Origin of the sequence: Burkholderia sola, assembly GCF_905400185.1 — a bacterium.
Classification (GTDB): Bacteria; Pseudomonadota; Gammaproteobacteria; order Burkholderiales; family Burkholderiaceae; genus Burkholderia; species Burkholderia sola.
Map to the genome: position 1 here is coordinate 1,974,538 of NZ_FR989676.1, position 16,885 is coordinate 1,991,422.

17 protein-coding genes are annotated in these 16,885 nt (G+C 63.9%); 12 read left to right on the forward strand and 5 right to left on the reverse strand.

Annotation, left to right across the window (positions count from 1 at the left end):
- Window positions 1–17: 17 nt before the first annotated feature.
- The gene (locus tag KR541_RS25355; protein ID WP_050012865.1) at window positions 18–3,437 is read right to left on the reverse strand and encodes a hybrid sensor histidine kinase/response regulator; all 3,420 of its coding nucleotides are present in this window, start codon (window positions 3,435–3,437) and stop codon (window positions 18–20) included.
- Window positions 3,438–3,661: 224 nt separating this feature from the next.
- Between KR541_RS25355 and urtA the strand changes: the two genes are divergently transcribed.
- The 8 genes from urtA to KR541_RS25395 all read left to right on the forward strand — a co-directional run bounded on the left by urtA (window position 3,662) and on the right by KR541_RS25395 (window position 11,392).
- Window positions 3,662–4,936, forward strand: coding sequence for an urea ABC transporter substrate-binding protein (gene urtA, locus KR541_RS25360; RefSeq protein ID WP_089489759.1), 1,275 nt, complete (start codon window positions 3,662–3,664; stop codon window positions 4,934–4,936).
- Between the two features lie 55 nt (window positions 4,937–4,991).
- On the forward strand, window positions 4,992–5,909 hold the full coding sequence (gene urtB / locus KR541_RS25365) for an urea ABC transporter permease subunit UrtB (protein ID WP_011875582.1): 918 nt from the start codon (window positions 4,992–4,994) through the stop codon (window positions 5,907–5,909).
- 55 nt (window positions 5,910–5,964) lie between these two features.
- Window positions 5,965–7,134: an urea ABC transporter permease subunit UrtC gene (gene urtC, locus KR541_RS25370; RefSeq protein ID WP_216089874.1), complete on the forward strand. Its 1,170-nt coding sequence runs from the start codon at window positions 5,965–5,967 to the stop codon at window positions 7,132–7,134.
- 3 nt (window positions 7,135–7,137) lie between these two features.
- Window positions 7,138–7,881 carry an urea ABC transporter ATP-binding protein UrtD gene (gene urtD / locus KR541_RS25375; RefSeq protein ID WP_050012862.1) on the forward strand — a complete coding sequence of 248 codons (744 nt, stop codon included), beginning with the start codon at window positions 7,138–7,140 and terminating at the stop codon, window positions 7,879–7,881.
- Between the two features lie 34 nt (window positions 7,882–7,915).
- Window positions 7,916–8,605, forward strand: a complete 690-nt coding sequence (gene urtE, locus KR541_RS25380; protein WP_089489469.1) for an urea ABC transporter ATP-binding subunit UrtE — start codon at window positions 7,916–7,918, stop codon at window positions 8,603–8,605.
- A 66-nt stretch (window positions 8,606–8,671) separates the two neighbouring features.
- Window positions 8,672–9,910 (forward strand): formamidase, encoded by a 1,239-nt coding sequence (gene fmdA, locus KR541_RS25385; RefSeq protein ID WP_216089875.1) that lies wholly within the window; start codon window positions 8,672–8,674, stop codon window positions 9,908–9,910.
- A gap of 37 nt (window positions 9,911–9,947) precedes the next feature.
- Window positions 9,948–10,283: an FmdB family zinc ribbon protein gene (locus KR541_RS25390; protein ID WP_216089876.1), complete on the forward strand. Its 336-nt coding sequence runs from the start codon at window positions 9,948–9,950 to the stop codon at window positions 10,281–10,283.
- An 83-nt stretch (window positions 10,284–10,366) separates the two neighbouring features.
- Window positions 10,367–11,392, forward strand: a complete 1,026-nt coding sequence (locus tag KR541_RS25395) for an aliphatic amidase (RefSeq protein ID WP_124653271.1) — start codon at window positions 10,367–10,369, stop codon at window positions 11,390–11,392.
- A 26-nt stretch (window positions 11,393–11,418) separates the two neighbouring features.
- On the opposite strand, the gene KR541_RS25400 is transcribed toward KR541_RS25395, so the two are convergent.
- Complete coding sequence (locus tag KR541_RS25400) at window positions 11,419–12,228, reverse strand: alpha/beta fold hydrolase (RefSeq protein WP_124631052.1); 810 nt, start codon at window positions 12,226–12,228, stop codon at window positions 11,419–11,421.
- A gap of 117 nt (window positions 12,229–12,345) precedes the next feature.
- Between KR541_RS25400 and KR541_RS25405 the strand changes: the two genes are divergently transcribed.
- Complete coding sequence (locus KR541_RS25405) at window positions 12,346–13,263, forward strand: LysR family transcriptional regulator (RefSeq protein ID WP_050012856.1); 918 nt, start codon at window positions 12,346–12,348, stop codon at window positions 13,261–13,263.
- Between the two features lie 39 nt (window positions 13,264–13,302).
- Here KR541_RS25405 and KR541_RS25410 read toward each other — a convergent pair whose 3' ends face one another.
- Entirely contained in the window at window positions 13,303–14,196 is an 894-nt protein-coding gene (locus tag KR541_RS25410; RefSeq protein WP_216089877.1) for a LysR family transcriptional regulator, read from the reverse strand.
- A 135-nt stretch (window positions 14,197–14,331) separates the two neighbouring features.
- Between KR541_RS25410 and KR541_RS25415 the strand changes: the two genes are divergently transcribed.
- Window positions 14,332–15,333, forward strand: coding sequence for a zinc-binding dehydrogenase (locus tag KR541_RS25415; protein WP_216089878.1), 1,002 nt, complete (start codon window positions 14,332–14,334; stop codon window positions 15,331–15,333).
- Between the two features lie 98 nt (window positions 15,334–15,431).
- On the opposite strand, the gene KR541_RS25420 is transcribed toward KR541_RS25415, so the two are convergent.
- A complete protein-coding gene (locus tag KR541_RS25420; RefSeq protein ID WP_089489465.1) occupies window positions 15,432–15,737 on the reverse strand; it encodes a DUF4148 domain-containing protein in 306 nt (101 codons plus the stop codon).
- Between the two features lie 278 nt (window positions 15,738–16,015).
- On the opposite strand from KR541_RS25420, the gene KR541_RS25425 reads away from it, so the two are divergent.
- Window positions 16,016–16,225: a hypothetical protein gene (locus tag KR541_RS25425; RefSeq protein WP_089489464.1), complete on the forward strand. Its 210-nt coding sequence runs from the start codon at window positions 16,016–16,018 to the stop codon at window positions 16,223–16,225.
- A gap of 63 nt (window positions 16,226–16,288) precedes the next feature.
- Window positions 16,289–16,564, forward strand: a complete 276-nt coding sequence (locus KR541_RS25430) for a hypothetical protein (RefSeq protein ID WP_160300506.1) — start codon at window positions 16,289–16,291, stop codon at window positions 16,562–16,564.
- A 35-nt stretch (window positions 16,565–16,599) separates the two neighbouring features.
- Here the strand turns inward: KR541_RS25430 and KR541_RS25435 are convergent, their stop codons facing one another.
- Window positions 16,600–16,872 carry a DUF4148 domain-containing protein gene (locus KR541_RS25435; protein WP_050012851.1) on the reverse strand — a complete coding sequence of 91 codons (273 nt, stop codon included), beginning with the start codon at window positions 16,870–16,872 and terminating at the stop codon, window positions 16,600–16,602.
- Window positions 16,873–16,885: the final 13 nt, after the last annotated feature.

Below are 16,885 nucleotides of genomic sequence, written 5' to 3' on the forward strand. Positions count from 1 at the left end.
CGATCGGGGTGTGCGCGTCATGCGTCCGCGCCGCGCGCGAGTCGGTCAAGTTCATGCTCGAGTTCCCTTAGCTGAAAACGTTCCGCCAACGAGCGCAACGCGTCGATTTGATCCCGCAACGCGGGCCAGGCCTCACGGGCGGCGTCGAGCTGTTCGATCACGCCCTGTACGTAGCCGACTTCGAGATGCGCATGCAGATGCTCGACGAGCCCCCGCGGCCACACGGCGGCCGTGAGCGGCGCTGTCGCGACCGGCGCGCTCGCGCCGGTATCGGACGCGATCCAGTCGAGTGCAAGCAGTTGCGCAAGCTTGTCGAGCAGCAGATTCACCTGCAGCGGTTTCACCAGATAACCCTTGCATCCGGTCGCGCTCGCGCGATCGCGGTCGTCGGCGAACGCGTTGGCGGAGAGCAGCACGATGGGTGCGCTCGACAACTGATTCTCGGAGATCAGGCGGCTGGTTTCGTAGCCGTCCATCAACGGCATCGAAATGTCCATGACGATCGCGTCCGCCGTGTGCATCGCCAGCCAGCGCAGCGCATCGGTGCCGCTGGCCGCTTCGGCGACGTCGAAGCCGAGCGGCGTCAGCAATTGCACGACGATATCGCGCTGGTCGTCGAGGTCGTCGACCACGAGAATGGTGCGGCGCGCACCCGTATAGCCGCGAATCGACGCGAGTTCGGTCGGGGTTTCTGCCGCCGCGTCGACGGCCGGGGCGAACAGGCGTACCACGAAGCGCGTGCCGTGGCCGACTTCGCTGTCCACTTCGAGGCTGCCGCCGAGCGCGTGCGTGAGCAGGCGGCAGATCGTGAGTCCGAGGCCGGCGCCGTGATCGTACGCATGGGCCGCTTCGCCGCGTTCGAACGGCAGGAACAGGCGCTCCATTTCGGCGGGCGGGATGCCGGGGCCGGTATCGATCACCTCGAACTTGAGCGTATCGAGCCCGTGACTCACGCGCAGCGTGATCGTGCCGCTCGACGTGAAGCGGATCGCATTGCCGATCAGGTTCGTGAGGATCTGGCTCATGCACTTCTGGTCGGTGCGCACGGTGGCGGGCAGCCGGCCGGCCGTCTGCACATCGAAGGCGAGCGCCTTTTCGAGCGCCTGCGGACGGAGCATCGACGTCAGATGCGCGACGAAATCGGCGAGCGATACCTTGGCGATGTTCAACTGAAGCTTGCCCGCCTCGATGCGCGCGATGTCGAGCAGACCGTCGACGAGCGCGAGCAAATGCTCGCCGCTGCGATGGATCGTGCGCACGGCGTTGTAGCGCGTGGGCGTGAGTTCTTCCTTCGCCTGCAGCAGCAACTGCGTGTAGCCGAGAATGCTGTTCAGCGGCGTGCGCAACTCGTGGCTCAAGCCGGACACGTAACGGCTCTTGGCCTGATTGGCCGATTCCGCGGCGGCGGTCGCGCGCTTGAGCGCCGCGTCGGTTTTCTGATGCGCGTCGATTTCCAGCATCAGCAATTCGTTTTGCCGCTGCGATTCTTCCTGCGTGACACGACGGTTTTCGCGCTCGAGCACGAACCACCAGGCCGCGATGCAGCCCACCAGCGAGAGCGCGAGAAAGATATTCAGAAAACTGCCCGAGAGCGCATGGCCGATCGACGGTCCGGCGGCGCTCATCGACGTCGCGCTCTGCGACCAGATCAGATAGAGCACGCTCCCCAGCACCGCGAGCATCGCGAACACGAGGCTCGCATAGTGGATCAGGCGTAGCGCGGCGGGGCCGAGTCGCGCACCGGGCAGCACGCGATGCAGCGCGCGGCCGGCCTGCGACGCGAAGCGCGCGTGCGGCTTGCAGCGGTCGTGGCAGCGCGAGTCGAGCGAGCAGCACAGCGAGCAAATCGTGCCGCCATAGGCCGGGCAGTACGCCGTATCGTCGGGTTCGAAGGTGTTTTCGCAGATCGCGCAGCGCAGCGAGGTGGCGTCGCCGGTCGGTTGCGCGGCGCGGGCAATGTAATAGCGACCGCGTGTCAGTACCGCGAGCACGGGCGCGCACGCGAACGCCGCGCCGAACGCGATGAACGACGACATCGCCTGGGCGAGCGCGCCGAACAGGCCGCTATGCGCCAGCATCGCGACGGCGGCCGCGATCAGCATCGCGCCGACGCCCACGGGGTTCACATCGTAGAGGTGCGCGCGCTTGAACTCGATATGTCGCGGGCTGTAGCCGAGCGGCTTGTTGATGACGAGATCGGCGAACAACGCGCCGATCCACGCGATCGCGATGTTCGCGTAGAGCGACAGCACCTTGGCGATCGCATCGAACACGCCCATTTCCACGAGCAGCAACGCGATCATGACGTTGAACACGAGCCACACCACGCGGCCCGGATGGCTGTGCGTGAGCCGCGCGAAAAAATTGGACCACGCGAGCGAGCCCGCATAGGCGTTGGTCACGTTGATCTTCAACTGCGAGACGATCACGAACAGCGTCATCGCGGGCAGCGCCCAGCTCGCGAGCCCCAGCGGATCGAGCAGCAGATGATAGGCGACGAGGTACATCTGCGTCGGCTCGGTGGCGTGGCTGGCATCGACTTCATACTGGAGCGCGATGAAGGCGAGCAGGGCACCGCCCAGCATCTTGAGCGCGCCGGGCACGATCCAGCCAGGCCCCGTCGAGAGCAGCGCGAACCACCAGCGCGTGCGGTTCTTCGCGGTGAGCGGCGGCAGGAACCGCAGATAGTCGACCTGTTCACCCACTTGCACGATCAGCGCGAACACGACCGTCGACGCCTGACCGAAGGCGATCAGGCTGAACGCGCGGCCTTGCGGCGCGAAGCCCGCGAAGGTGGTCCATTGCGCGATCAGGTCGGGATGGCGCCACAGCACGGCGGCGTAGGGCAGTACGAACAACACGAGCCACAGCGGCTGCGTCCAGCTTTGCAGGCGGTTGATCAGCGTGATGCCGAACATGACGATCGGAATCACCACGAGCGAACTCACGACGTAGGCGATCGCCAGCGAAATATGGAAATACAGCTGGAGCGCCAGCGACATGATGGCCGCTTCGAGCGCGAAAAAAATGAACGTGAACACCGCGTACAGCAGCGACGTGACCGTCGAGCCGATATAGCCGAAGCCCGCGCCGCGCGTGAGCAGGTCCATGTCGACGCCGTAGCGCGCCGCGTAATAGCTGATGGGCAAACTGGTCAGCCAGATCAGCACGGAGACGGCCGCGATGGCCCAGAACGCGTTCGTGAAGCCGTAGTTCACGACGAGACTGCCGCCGATCGCCTCCAGCACCAGAAACGACACCGCGCCGATCGCCGTATTGGCCACGCGCAGCTCCGACCAGCGCCGGAATGAGCGCGGCGTGAAGCGCAGCGCGTAGTCCTCGAGGGTTTCGTCGCCGACCCACGCGTTGTAGTCGCGGCGCACCTTGACGATGCGTTGGGTACCGGGCGCGCCCATTGACGGGTGACTCTGGGACATGACGATGATCCGAATTGGTGCGAAAGCGGCACGAGCGGGGCGTGAACGGCACAACGGCGGACCACGGCGCCCAGGATCGCCCTGCAATGCAAATTACATTCCAGTACGTGCGCCGGAAATACGTCGATTGACGTATTTCGATCGTCAAATTGGCTTTCTACATTGCGTCCAACCTCGACCCAGCCCGCAGCGATCCGCGCCGGGCGCCCGATAAGGAGAACGTGATGTCCGCAGACGATCGACTCGATGACGAAGCCCGGATGCCTTCGCCGCTGCGCCGGAAAATGCTCGGCGGTCTCGCCGCCGCGCCGCTGATGGCGTTGGGCCTGCCGCGCGGCGCGTTGGCGCAAACGCCGCCCACGGCGAAGGTCAACACCACGGGCCTCGCGGTCACGGATACGACCGTGACGGTCGGCCAGCTCCACTCGGCCACGGGCACGATGGCGATTTCCGAAACCGGCTCGATCCAGGCCGAGCGCCTCGCGATCGAGCAGATCAACGCGATGGGCGGCGTGCTCGGCCGCAAGGTGCGGATCATTCAGGAAGACGGCGCGTCCGACTGGCCGACCTTCGCCGAAAAGTCGAAGAAGCTGCTGGAGAACGACCACGTCGCGGCCGTGTTCGGCTGCTGGACTTCGGCCTCGCGCAAGGCGGTGCTGCCGGTGTTCGAGAAGGACAACGGCCTGCTGTATTACCCGACCTTCTACGAAGGCCTCGAACAGTCGAAGAACGTGTTCTACACGGGCCAGGAAGCGACCCAGCAGATTGTCTGGGCGCTCGACTGGGCGTCGAACACGAAGAAGGCCAAGACCTTCTTCCTGATCGGTTCCGACTACATCTGGCCGCGCACGTCGAACAAGATCGCGCGGCGCCATATCGAACAGCATCTGCATGCGAAGGTGGTGGGGGAGGAGTACTACCCGCTCGGCACGACCGAGTTCGCGTCGCTGATGAACAAGATCAAGCTCGCGCGCCCGGACTGCATCTTCGCGACCGTGGTGGGCGGCTCGAACGTGGCGTTCTACAAGCAGCTCAAGGCCGCGGGCATCACGCCGCAGAAGCAGTTTCTGCTGACGCTGTCGGTGACCGAGGACGAAGTGCTCGGCATCGGCGGCGACAACTTCGCGGGCTTCTATTCGTCGATGAAGTACTTCCAGTCGCTCGATACCGACAACAACAAGAAGTTCGTCGCGGCATTCAAGGCGCGCTACGGCCAGAAGTCGGTGATCGGCGACGTGACGCAGGCCGCCTATCTCGGCCCGTGGATCTGGAAGGCCGCGTGCGAGCGCGCGGGCAGTTTCGACGTGGACAAGGTGGTCGCGCATTCGGCCGGCATCGAAGTGGCGAACGCGCCGCAAGGCTATGCGAAGGTCGATGCGAACCATCACCTGTGGAGCCGCTCGCTGATCGGGCAGGGCCAGGCGGACGGCCAGTTCAAGGTCGTCGCGCAGTCGGAGCAGCCGATCCAGCCGAATCCGTTCCCGAAGGGCTACATGTAATCCGTCAACCGCAGCGGCGCGGCGGCCGATGACGCCGCCGCGCGAGGAGCGTTCGATGTCCGCTACCGATATTTTCAACATCACGCTGATGCAGGGCTTCGCCGGTCTGAGCCTCTTCAGCGTCCTGCTCCTGATGGGGCTCGGGCTCGCCGTGATCTTCGGCCAGATGGGCGTGATCAACATGGCGCACGGCGAATTCATGACGATCGGCGCGTATACGGTCTACCTGTTTTCGTGGTTTTCGCAGAACGTCTGGCACGCGCTCACGCCCGTGTATTTCTTCTTCGCGATTCTCGCGGCGTTCGCGCTGGCCTTCGCGGCCGGCTGGCTCGCCGAATGGGCGCTGATCCGCCATCTGTACAAGCGGCCGCTCGACACGCTGCTCGCCACCTGGGGCCTGAGCCTCGGCATGCAGCAGGTGTTCCGCTCGACCTTCGGGCCGAAGGAGGTGAGTCCGGCGCTGCCCGACTGGCTGATGGGTTCGTGGGAGCCCACGCCCGGCCTCGACATTCCGGTGAGCGGCATGTTCGTGATGGGCCTCGCGCTGCTGATGACGGGCGGCCTGCTGCTCGCGCTCTATCGGTCGCGCTGGGGCTTGCGCGTGCGCGCCACGGTCGCGAACCGGCCGATGGCGAACGCGGCGGGCATCAACACGCGGCGCACCGACCGCATGACGTTCGCGATCGGCTGCGGGATCGCGGGCGTGGCCGGCGCGGCCTTCACGGCGATCGGCTCGACGGGACCGACGAGCGGCTCGCTGTATATCGTCGATTCGTTTCTCGTCGTGACGTTCGGCGGCGCGGCGAGCCTGCTCGGTACCGTGGCGTCGGCGTTCGGCATCGCGCAGATGCAGTCGATCAGCGAGTTCTTTCTGTCGGGCTCGATTGCGCGCGTGCTCACGCTGCTGACCGTCGTCGTGATTCTGATGCTGCGTCCGCAAGGCCTGTTTGCGTCGAAGGTGCGGCGAGTTTGAGCGTGCGTTCATGCACAAGCGTCATTGACAGCTTCATTCGACTGGAGAGAGGGACATGGAACCCATCCAATCCGCGGCGAGCGGCGTATCCCCGCGATCCGGCCCGGGCGCGCCGCCGGCCGGCTGGCGCGTGCGCGTGGCGCGACTCGATGCGTCGGGCTACGCGGGCATCGTGTTGCTCGCGCTGCTGATCGTGGTCGTGTTTCCGCTCGCGCTCGACACGTTCCGCCTGAACCTGATGGGCAAGTACCTGACCTACGCGTTCGTGGCGATCGGCCTCGTGATCGCGTGGGGCTACGGCGGCGTGCTCAGTCTCGGCCAGGGCGTGTTCTTCGGCCTCGGCGGCTACGCGATGGCGATGTTTCTCAAGCTCGAGGCATCCGATCCGGCCGCCACGCACACGCAGACGACGCCCGGCATTCCCGACTTCATGGACTGGAACCAGCTCACCGCACTGCCCACGTGGTGGAAGCCGTTTCACTCGTTGCCGCTCTCGATCCTCGCGGTGCTCGTCGTGCCGATGGCGCTCGCGTTCGTGATCGGCTACGCGATGTTCAAGCGGCGCGTGGGCGGCGTGTACTTCGCGATCATCACGCAGGCGGTCGCGCTGATTCTGTCGGTGCTGATCATCGGCCAGCAGGGCTATACGGGCGGCGTGAACGGCATCACCGACCTGCGCACGCTGCTCGGCTGGGACATCCGCACGGATCACGCGAAGCTTGTGCTGTATTTCGTGAACGCCGCGTTGCTGATCGGCGCGCTGCTCGCGTGCCGCTGGGTTCAGCGCAGCAAGCTCGGCACGTTGCTGCTCGCGATGCGCGACAAGGAAGACCGCGTGCGCTTCTCGGGCTACGACGTCGCCATGTTCAAGGTGTTCGCGTTCTGTTTCGCGGCGATGCTCGCGGCCATCGGCGGTGCGATGTTCACGCTGCAGGTGGGCTTCATGTCGCCGTCGTTCGTCGGCATCGTGCCGTCGATCGAAATGGTGATCTACGCGGCCGTCGGCGGGCGCATGTCGCTGGTCGGCGCGGTATACGGCGCGATTCTCGTCAATCTCGGCAAGAGCTGGTTTTCGGAGAGTTTTCCGAACCTCTGGCTCTATCTGATGGCGGCGATGTTCATCGGCGTGGTGATGGTGTTTCCGAACGGGCTGGCGGGTCTGTACGACGAGCATGTGCGCCCGCGCGTGCGGCGGCTGCTCGGCGCGGCGAACGAGGAGGCATGAAGCATGAGCAATACCGACTTTCTGCTCGCGATCGAAGACCTGACCGTGTCGTTCGACGGCTTCAAGGCGATCGATTCGCTCAATCTCTATCTCGAACGCGGCGAGCTGCGCGTCGTGATCGGCCCGAACGGCGCAGGCAAGACCACGCTGCTCGATCTCATCTGCGGCAAGACGAAGGAAACGGCGGGCAGCATCAAGTTCCGCAACGAGGAAATCACGCATCTCGCGGAATTCCGCCGCGTGCGTAAAGGGATCGGCCGCAAGTTCCAGACGCCGTCGATTTACGAAAACCTGAGCGTGGCGCAGAACCTCGAAGTGTCGTTTCCGCGCGGACGCAGCGTGTTCGGCGCGCTCGCGTATCGCGAGGACGCCGACGTGGCCGATCGCGTGCGCGACGTGGCCGATGAAATCGGCCTCGCCGGCACGCTCGATCTGGAAGCGGGGCTGCTGTCGCACGGCCAGAAACAGTGGCTCGAAATCGGCATGCTGCTGATGCAGGACCCCGAACTGCTGATGCTCGACGAGCCGATTGCGGGCATGAGCGTGCGCGAGCGCGAACTGACCGCCGATCTGCTCGACCGCATCTGCCGCAACCGCTCGATGATCGTGATCGAGCACGACATGGCCTTCGTGGAGCGCATCGCGCACAAGGTCACGGTCATGCATCAGGGGAAGATTCTCGCGGAAGGACCAATGGCGCAGGTGCAGGCCGATCCGCGCGTGATCGACGTGTACCTGGGCCACTGAGCCGGCAACCGAACGACAACACGGAGAACACATCATGCTGGAAGTCGACGATCTCGTCGTCAGCTACGGTCAGAGCGAGGTGCTGCACGGCGTCGGCTTTGCCGTTGCGCAAGGCGAAAGCGTGGCCGTGATGGGCCGCAACGGCATGGGCAAGACGACGCTGTTCAAGGCGCTGATCGGCATGCTGCCCGCCAATCGCGGCACCGTGCGCGTGGCCGGCGCCGACGTCTCGAAGGACGAGAGCTACCGCCGCGTGTCGAAAGGCATCGGCTACGTGCCGCAAGGGCGGCAGATCTTCGCGTCGCTGACCGTCGAGGAAAACATCCAGACGGGCCTCGAAAACGCGCAGAGCCAGCGCGTGCCCGACGAACTTTACGCGTTGTTTCCCGTGCTGTTCGACATGAGAAAGCGCAAGGGCGGCAATCTGTCGGGCGGCCAGCAACAGCAACTCGCGATTGCGCGCGCGCTCGCGACCGACCCGAAAGTGCTGTTGCTGGACGAGCCGACCGAAGGCATCCAGCCGTCCGTCATCAAGGACATCGCCAAGGCGCTCAACCAGATTCGCACGAGCCGCCATATCGCCATCGTCGTGTCGGAGCAGGTGTTGAGCTTCGCGCTCGACGTGGCCGACCGCCTGTTCGTGATCGAGGGCGGGCGCTTCGTGCACCAAAGCACGCGCGATGCGGGCGACACCGACCGCATCCGCGAATATCTGTCCGTCTGAGCGCGGCGCGGCGCGGCGTTCGCGCGCCGCGCCGTATGTCAATCCGCGAACCCAGGAGCGAACGCCATGCCCGAGACTCTCATCAAGGTCGATCTGAACCAGTCGGCTTACGAAAACGAACAGGTGCACAACCGCTGGCACCCCGATATTCCGATGGCCTGCTGGGTCAAGCCCGGCGACGATTTCATCCTCGAAACCTACGACTGGACCGGCGGCTTCATCAAGAACGACGACAGCGCCGACGACGTGCGCGACATCGACCTGTCGATCGTGCACTTTCTGTCCGGCCCGGTCGGCGTGCATGGCGCGGAGCCCGGCGACCTGCTGGTGGTCGACCTGCTCGACATCGGCGCGAAGGCCGATAGTCAGTGGGGCTTCAATGGCTTCTTTTCGAAGACCAACGGCGGCGGCTTTCTCACCGATCATTTCCCCAGCGCGCAGAAATCGATCTGGGATTTTCACGGGGTGTACACGAGCTCGCGCCATATTCCGGGCGTGCATTTCGCGGGCCTGATTCACCCGGGCCTGATCGGCTGCCTGCCCGACCCGGCACTGCTCGAGACCTGGAACGCGCGCGAAACCGGCCTGATCGCCACCGCGCCCGATCGTGTGCCGCCGCTCGCGAATCCGCCGTTCGCGGCCACCGCGCACATGGGCAAGCTCGCGGGCGACGCGCGCGACCGGGCCGCCGCGCAGGGCGCGCGCACCGTGCCGCCGCGCGAACACGGCGGCAATTGCGACATCAAGGATCTGTCGCGCGGCTCGAAGGTGTTTTTCCCCGTGTACGTGGATGGCGCGGGCCTGTCGGTCGGCGACCTGCACTTCAGCCAGGGCGACGGCGAGATCACGTTCTGCGGCGCGATCGAAATGGCCGGCTGGGTGCATATGCGCGTGAATCTGATCAAGGGCGGCATGGCGAAATACGGGATTCGCAACCCCGTCTTTCAGCCCAGCCCGATCACGCCGACCTATAACGATTACCTCATTTTCGAGGGCATTTCCGTCGACGAGCAGGGGGGCCAGCATTATCTCGACGTCACCACCGCGTATCGCCAGGCGTGCCTGAACGCGATCGAGTACCTGAAGAAATTCGGCTATTCGGGCGCGCAAGCCTATTCGCTGCTCGGCTGTGCGCCGGTGCAGGGGCACATCAGCGGCGTGGTGGACATTCCGAACGCGTGTGCGACCTTGTGGCTGCCCACGCAGATCTTCGACTTCGACATTCGCCCGAATGCCGACGGCCCGATCCGGCACATCCAGGGCGGCGTCGATCTGCCGTGTTCGCCGGATCTCGCGAACGCGTGACCGACACACTGAAATGACGCAGGAATAGGAGGCCGTCATGCCAATCTACGACTTCGAATGCGCGAGCTGCGGGCCGTTCTCCGTCATGCGTCGCATCGCGGATCGCGAGAAACCGTGCCGCTGTCCCGATTGCGGCGCCGAAGGCGGGCGCGTCATCAGCGCGCCATCACTGGCGTTGATGGGAGGTACGCGCCGCGCCGCACACACGACCAACGAACGTGCCGCGCACGCGCCGCGTCAGTCCGGCGACGGGCCGCCACTATGCCATCGCGCCGGTTGCAGTTGCTGCTCGGGCGGCGCGTCGAAACTCGCAGGCACGGCGTCGGACGGCCTCAAGCGGCCGGCGGGACGGCCGTGGATGATCAGCCACTAAGGTGTGCCGCGCGCGAGCCGATGCGCGGAAGCAGCGGCCATCGCGCGCGGCGTCAACGTGTACGTGTTAGAGGAGGAAGCGTCATGCGACAGGGTGATATTTCGAGTAGCCGCGACTGTGTGGGCGTCGCGGTGGTCAACTACAAGATGCCGCGTCTGCACGCGAAGGCGGAGGTGCTCGACAACGCGCGGCGTATCGCCGACATGGTGGTCGGCATGAAGCAGGGTTTGCCGGGCATGGATCTCGTGGTGTTTCCCGAGTATTCCACGCACGGCATCATGTACGACCGCCAGGAGATGTTCGATACGGCGTCCGCGATTCCCGGCGAAGAGACGGATATTTTCGCGGCGGCGTGCCGCAAGGCCAACGTGTGGGGCGTGTTCTCGATCACGGGCGAGCGCCACGAGGAACATCCGCGCAAGGTGCCGTACAACACGCTCGTGCTGATCGACAATCGCGGCGAGATCGTGCAGAAGTATCGGAAGATCATGCCGTGGACGCCGATCGAAGGCTGGTATCCGGGCGACCGCACCTATGTGACGGATGGGCCGAAGGGCCTCAAGATCAGCCTGATCATCTGCGATGACGGCAATTATCCGGAGATCTGGCGCGACTGCGCGATGAATGGCGCGGAGCTGATCGTGCGCTGCCAGGGCTATATGTATCCGGCGAAAGAGCAGCAGGTGATGGTCGCGAAGGCGATGGCGTGGATGAACAACACCTACGTGGCCGTGGCCAACGCCACGGGGTGGGACGGCGTGTATTCGTACTTCGGCCATTCGGCGATCGTCGGGTTTGACGGGCGCACGCTCGGCGAATGCGGCGAGGAGGAAATGGGCGTGCAGTATGCGGAGCTGTCGCTGGGCATGATTCGCGACGCGCGGCGCAACATGCAGTCGCAGAACCATCTGTACAAGCTGCTGCATCGCGGTTATACCGGCACGATCCATTCCGGCGATGGCGCGAATGGCGTCGCCGAATGTCCGTTCGGCTTCTATCGCGACTGGATTGCGGATCCCGACGCCACGCGTCGCCGTGTCGAAGCGCTCACGCGCGCAACACCCGGCACGCCGGAATGTCCGATCGACGGAATTCCGCACGAAGAGTGAGTATGCGCGCCGTGGGCGTCGGGTGCTCATTGTGCGGTGGGTGCGGCACGCCATTCAGGTTTTGCCGCAGCAACGAAGTCTTCGATGAGTCGCGCAACTTCGGTCGGCGCCTCTAGCGGCGCCAAGTGGCCGACGCCAGGAAGAATATGCATGGTCGCTTGCGGAATACGCGGCAGCAGTTCCGTTCGCAATGTGACCACGCGATCCACCTGGTCCAGTTCCCCGGAGAGGACGATCGTCGGTACGTCGATCGAAGTTACGGCCGCACTGATATCTTCGCGCATCGCCACCTCCGGCCAGGCAGCTTTAGCCTGCGGCCCAGCCTTCAGGCTATCCTCGATGACCATTTCGCGGCAGGCGGTGTCGAGCGGTTTGGCGGTAAGTACGTGGTCGATAACGAATTCGACCGACTCGCGCGATTGATAGGCGCCCGTCAGCGTCGCACGTTCTTCCGCGGAAAGCAGCATCGGCGATGGTGGCGATGGCGCGACCAGCACAAGGCCTTGAAGCCCGTTCGGCCGTCGCGACGCGATGAACTGCGCGACCTTGCCACCCATCGAATGACCGACGAGTACGTAGCGTTGCAAACCCAGTGTCTCGATGACGCCCTCGGCGTCGGCAGCGAGATCGGCGATACCGTAGCCATCCGCCGGCGCATCGGACTTGCCCCAGCCCCGATGGTCAGTGGCGACGGTGCGATATCGGCTCGATAACAGGTCTGTCACGCGTTGCCATGTCCGCGACGAGCCGCCGTAGTAATGCAGGAACACCAGGGCCGGGTCGCCCTGGCCGGCTTGGGTCACGTGGATTCGCGTGCCATTCGCTTCGATTTCCATTTGCGCTGCCTCTTCTCGGTTGGATGGATGAATCGTAGTGTCGCGCCTGCAATTTGATAATTGCACGCGGGATAGCGGCAGTCGATAATGGTGTTATCGAATCAGGCGGGGGCGAAAATGGACCGATTGACCAGCCTTGGCGTGTTCGTCGCTGCTGTCGAAGAGGGCAGTCTGGCCGCGGCCGCGCGGCGCTTCGGATTGTCGCCGGCGATGGCCGGAAAGCACGTGAGTGCGATCGAGGCTCAACTGAACGCGCGACTTCTGCAACGCACCACGCGGCGCTTGAGCCTGACCGATATCGGCCAGACGTACTACGCTCGCAGCAAGCAAATCCTGGAAGCGTTCGAAGACGCCAACCGGGAAGCACACGATTCGCAACGCACGGCGCGCGGCGTTCTACGCGTTGCGGCGCCTGTCACGTTCGGTGCGATGCACTTGGGCGAGGTCACGGCCCGCTATCTCGAGGACCACCCTGAGGTCAACGCGGAAGTGCTGCTCGGCGACCGCTATGTCGATCTCCTGGAGGACGGCATCGACGTCGCCATCCGAATTGGGAAGCTGCAGGACAGCGCGCTCGTTACAAGTCGCATCGCGCCATGTCGAATGGTCATATGCGCGTCGCCCGCGTACATCGAGCGGCATGGAATGCCGCGTAAGCCGAGTGATCTGGTTCATGCACAGCGGCTCGTCTTCAGCGAGGCCGTCTCGGCCGGGGATTGGACATTATTCGATGCGAAAAACCGCGCGCATGTCATCGAAGGGCCCTGTCGAATCGCTGCCAACAACACCCAGATGCTTCTGTCTGCCGCGTTGGCGGGCGCCGGCGTCGCGTACGGCCCGACTTTCGTCTTCGGGGAGCATGTGCGACGTGGCGAGCTCGTCGCGCTACTGCCAGGCTACCGAGCAACCGAGTTGACGATACAGGCGGTCTACCCGAGTGCTCGGCGCATCCCGCTCAAGGTTCGACGGTTCGTCGACTACCTGACTGCAGCGTGCGGCAACGAGCCGCCTTGGGATCGAAGTTTGAAAAGGTAGGATGGCGACAAGCCGCTACGCGCGATCGGCCAGCCCGGTTCAGGTAGAAGCGGTTCCGAGTGCCGACATCAAGTAATCGATCACTACCCGGACTCGCGTCGGTACGCGTCGACCGGCGGGATAGACGAGATGGGTTGCCATGCGTTCCGGCTGAAACTCGGGCAGGAGGACTTCGACTTGCCCGGTATCGATTTCCGCTCCGAAGAGCCATCGTGGCGCCTGGGCAATGCCGAGCCCGTGCAGTACCGCGGCGCGCACCTGCTCTGCGTCACCCGTAAAGAAAGACCCCTGAGGAACGCGATGAACGGTTTCCCGCCCGACCTTGAAGCGCCAAGGGCGGCGCTCATGGTTTCGAGCGAAGACGACGCCTGTATGTCCGTCCAGATCGGCCAGCCGGGCAGGCCTGCCTTTAGCGGCGATATAGCCCGGACTGGCCACGAGCAGCGATTCCGTTTCCGATAGTTTTCTCGCTGTCAGCGAGGAATCCACCAGCGGCCCGTGGCGGATTGCCAGATCCACGCCTTCCCCGACCAGGTCGACCTGTCGTTCGGATACGGATAATTCGAGCGCAACGTGCGGATATTGCCGAAAGAACCCGGGAAGGAGCGGCGTCACGCACAGGCGGCCGTAGGCAGGCGCGGTCGTCAATCTCACCAAGCCTTGCGGAGATTGCTGTCGCGTCTCGACCGACGACTCCAGCGAATCGAAGCCCTCCATCAAGGGCTTGGCCGATTCATAGAACGCTTGGCCCGCCGCGGTGATCACCACCTGACGCGACGTTCGCAACACCAGTTGAGCACCGAGATACTGCTCCAGCGCGGCAATCTGCTTGCTTACGGTTGGTTGTCCAATGCCTTCCTCTCGCCCTACGGCGGAAAAACTGCCGCATTCGACTAGTCGGACAAACAGGCGAATTGCATCCAGACGATCCATGGGTATTCGTATCGATCCATTCTGTATTGGAATCGATGGTATGCCGGGAGGCTGCGTTTCGGCAACGGGCTTACTTGTTTAAGTTACGGCCTGTGCAGTTACCGCCATCGCTGTTTATCGCTGGAGAAACGCGTCATGAAAGCTATCTGCGTTACCGCTGAACGCTCGTTGGAAGTTCGTGATATCCGGCCGCCGAGCCGGCCGGAAGCAGGCCATGTGCTGATCGACATGGAGGCATCTGCAATCAACCATGGCGACAAGATATTTTTGCGTGCGCGTGCTGACGATGGCAAAGCGCTGCCGGCGAGCCAGCACGGTGTGTGGGGCGCATCCGGTGCCGGGACGGTAGTGGCGACGGGTGCCGGTGTACCAGAGCGTTATATGGGGAGACGTGTCGCTGTCTACCGCTCGCTGAACCGTAGCGCGTACAACCTCGGGTTTTGGTGCGAAAAAGCGCAGGTGCCTTACACGAGTTGCCTGATCTTGCCCGAACACGTCAGCGCACGGGACTATTGCGGGTCGCTGGTCAACGTGATCGCAGCCTATGCGTTTCTCGAAACGATTACCGAGGCCGGGCATCGCGGCGTGATTGCCACGGCGGGGAACTCGGCAACCGGGCTGGCGCTCGCGGCCCTCGCTCGTCAGAGAAATATGCCGGTCATCTCCATGGTGAGGAGCCAGGCTGCGCAAGAGGCTCTGCAACGCGATGGTGTCGAGCATATCGTGCGCGCCGATGAAGACTTTACCGACACACTTGGAAAGCTGTCATCGGAGCTTGGAACGACGACCGTATTCGATGGCGTGGGCGGTGCGCTGACCGGCCAGCTGGCAACCTGTCTGCCGATGCGCTCGTCCGTATATTTCTACGGCACGATGGCTGGCCCCGTTCCGTTTCCCGTGTCGGCGCCGCTCTTCATGATGAAAGATCTGTCGATGCAGCGTTTCAGCAATTTCGAGAGCCGCACGGTGCGAGAGCATGAAAGGCTGGTGGCTGCGCTGCATGCGCTCGAGAGCGTGATCGGCGATCCCGTGTTCAGGACGCGCGTCGGTCAGGAATTCAACTTCGATCTGATCGACGACGCCATGACGTACGAGTCCGTCGACGGACGAAAGGCGATACTGGCGAGCCGGTCGTGAAGCATCGATGGGGCGTATCGGTTATCAACTTCACAAGAAAACGCGCGCGGTCACAAGGCTCGCGCGCAAACTCGGAGAATGGTTCCCATGCGGACAATTCAGTTACCGCTCGACGCGACGGTATTGGCTACCCCGGCACAATCGCGCCGGTACTTCTGCATCAGGCGCGCCTGCGCCGAATCGATATCGTCGGGATAGCTGCTCTCGTCTCCGGACGACGGGTCGTAGCCGACGGATTCCAACTCGTTCAGTTCGTTGACGAGCTGTCGGTGGGAGATCGGGCCGTTCGCGTGCACGAACGGATAGTCGTGGCATTGCGCCGACGTGAGCTTCGTCTCGGCATGCGCGGAGACGCTCGATGCGAGCATGGCGGCGCAGACGAGGTAACGGATGGGATGATTCATCTTCGGCTCCTGGATAGCGTTGAATAGAGGCCGTACGGCAGGATGCCTGCGTCGGCCGCGGGACGAAGATTAGGGACAGCGGACTATCCAAACAGCAGCGCGAGGATGAAACATGTTTTAGGAAAATCCGCATCGGGTCATGCATTGGCTGCCGCATGCACTGAAAGTTAAAGAATCCTTCATGCCTGTGTTCCCGGATGGTCAGGCGCAGCGGCGTATCGTCGAGCGATGGATCATTCGATGCCGCGCATCGCGCGGTGCGCACTGGGGGTAATGCAATGAAATCGACCGTCATGACGGCTGGACTGATCGCGCTGGCGTGTTCGTCGCTGCCGGCGTTCGCGAAGGTGCAGGGAACCGGGCTCGCGATTGCCGATGTGACGCTCGCGCACGCAAATGCCGAACATGGAGATCGTGCGATCGATGCCGAGCGCAATCTCGCGTCGCATCGCGCGGACAGATCGAGCACGCAATCGCACCAGGGCTGAGATGCCCGACGTTCGAATCGATAGCGCAAGCCGCTACGGCTATCCGGTGACGCCGCCGGACGCATGAACGCGCGATTCCGGCCGAGCAACGAACATGACGGGCGCCTTGCCGATGGCAGCGCGCCCGTCATGTTCGTTTACGAGCCGAAGAACGGCACGCAGAAGTCGGGCGGCCCGACACAATCGTCTGGGCCGTCGGGCGGCGCGGAGGCGCACCCGGACAACATGACGCTGACAGCCATCGCGACGAGTGCGATACGGGCGGAACGAGCGAGCAACGGACGAAGTTTCATGAAGTTTGAGCAATTCGGTGGGCGGCTGGCGGCGCTGCCGGCGTGAGCCGGGCACCCCGCCCGGCCGCACGGTCGCGCGCATCAATGCGAATAGAGCGTGGAGTTCAGGTACTTGAGTTGTCCGTCCTGTTCGGCGTGCACGAGCTCGGCATGGACCTCGGCGCGCGTCTTTTCATGAATCGGCTGGCCGTAAGGCGGCACCCATTGGCCGGCAGCCTGAGTGCCTGGCACGCCGTCCTTGGTGGCGGCCGGGGAGATCTGGACCGGCCGGCTGCCGGTCAGTGCAAACGCGGGAACGGACAGCGTGCCGATTGCGGCGAGCAGGGCAGTGGCGACGATGTTGGCGGTTTTCATGTCGGGAGTCCTC

What these genes read in the sequence shown, in the direction of transcription:
- KR541_RS25355 (WP_050012865.1), bottom strand. Translation starts at nt 3,437, where the DNA reads ATGTCCCAGAGTCACCCGTCAATGGGCGCGCCCGGTACCCAACGCATC.
- urtA (WP_089489759.1), top strand. Translation starts at nt 3,662, where the DNA reads ATGTCCGCAGACGATCGACTCGATGACGAAGCCCGGATGCCTTCGCCG.
- urtB (WP_011875582.1), top strand. Translation starts at nt 4,992, where the DNA reads ATGTCCGCTACCGATATTTTCAACATCACGCTGATGCAGGGCTTCGCC.
- urtC (WP_216089874.1), top strand. Translation starts at nt 5,965, where the DNA reads ATGGAACCCATCCAATCCGCGGCGAGCGGCGTATCCCCGCGATCCGGC.
- urtD (WP_050012862.1), top strand. Translation starts at nt 7,138, where the DNA reads ATGAGCAATACCGACTTTCTGCTCGCGATCGAAGACCTGACCGTGTCG.
- urtE (WP_089489469.1), top strand. Translation starts at nt 7,916, where the DNA reads ATGCTGGAAGTCGACGATCTCGTCGTCAGCTACGGTCAGAGCGAGGTG.
- fmdA (WP_216089875.1), top strand. Translation starts at nt 8,672, where the DNA reads ATGCCCGAGACTCTCATCAAGGTCGATCTGAACCAGTCGGCTTACGAA.
- KR541_RS25390 (WP_216089876.1), top strand. Translation starts at nt 9,948, where the DNA reads ATGCCAATCTACGACTTCGAATGCGCGAGCTGCGGGCCGTTCTCCGTC.
- KR541_RS25395 (WP_124653271.1), top strand. Translation starts at nt 10,367, where the DNA reads ATGCGACAGGGTGATATTTCGAGTAGCCGCGACTGTGTGGGCGTCGCG.
- KR541_RS25400 (WP_124631052.1), bottom strand. Translation starts at nt 12,228, where the DNA reads ATGGAAATCGAAGCGAATGGCACGCGAATCCACGTGACCCAAGCCGGC.
- KR541_RS25405 (WP_050012856.1), top strand. Translation starts at nt 12,346, where the DNA reads ATGGACCGATTGACCAGCCTTGGCGTGTTCGTCGCTGCTGTCGAAGAG.
- KR541_RS25410 (WP_216089877.1), bottom strand. Translation starts at nt 14,196, where the DNA reads ATGGATCGTCTGGATGCAATTCGCCTGTTTGTCCGACTAGTCGAATGC.
- KR541_RS25415 (WP_216089878.1), top strand. Translation starts at nt 14,332, where the DNA reads ATGAAAGCTATCTGCGTTACCGCTGAACGCTCGTTGGAAGTTCGTGAT.
- KR541_RS25420 (WP_089489465.1), bottom strand. Translation starts at nt 15,737, where the DNA reads ATGAATCATCCCATCCGTTACCTCGTCTGCGCCGCCATGCTCGCATCG.
- KR541_RS25425 (WP_089489464.1), top strand. Translation starts at nt 16,016, where the DNA reads ATGAAATCGACCGTCATGACGGCTGGACTGATCGCGCTGGCGTGTTCG.
- KR541_RS25430 (WP_160300506.1), top strand. Translation starts at nt 16,289, where the DNA reads ATGAACGCGCGATTCCGGCCGAGCAACGAACATGACGGGCGCCTTGCC.
- KR541_RS25435 (WP_050012851.1), bottom strand. Translation starts at nt 16,872, where the DNA reads ATGAAAACCGCCAACATCGTCGCCACTGCCCTGCTCGCCGCAATCGGC.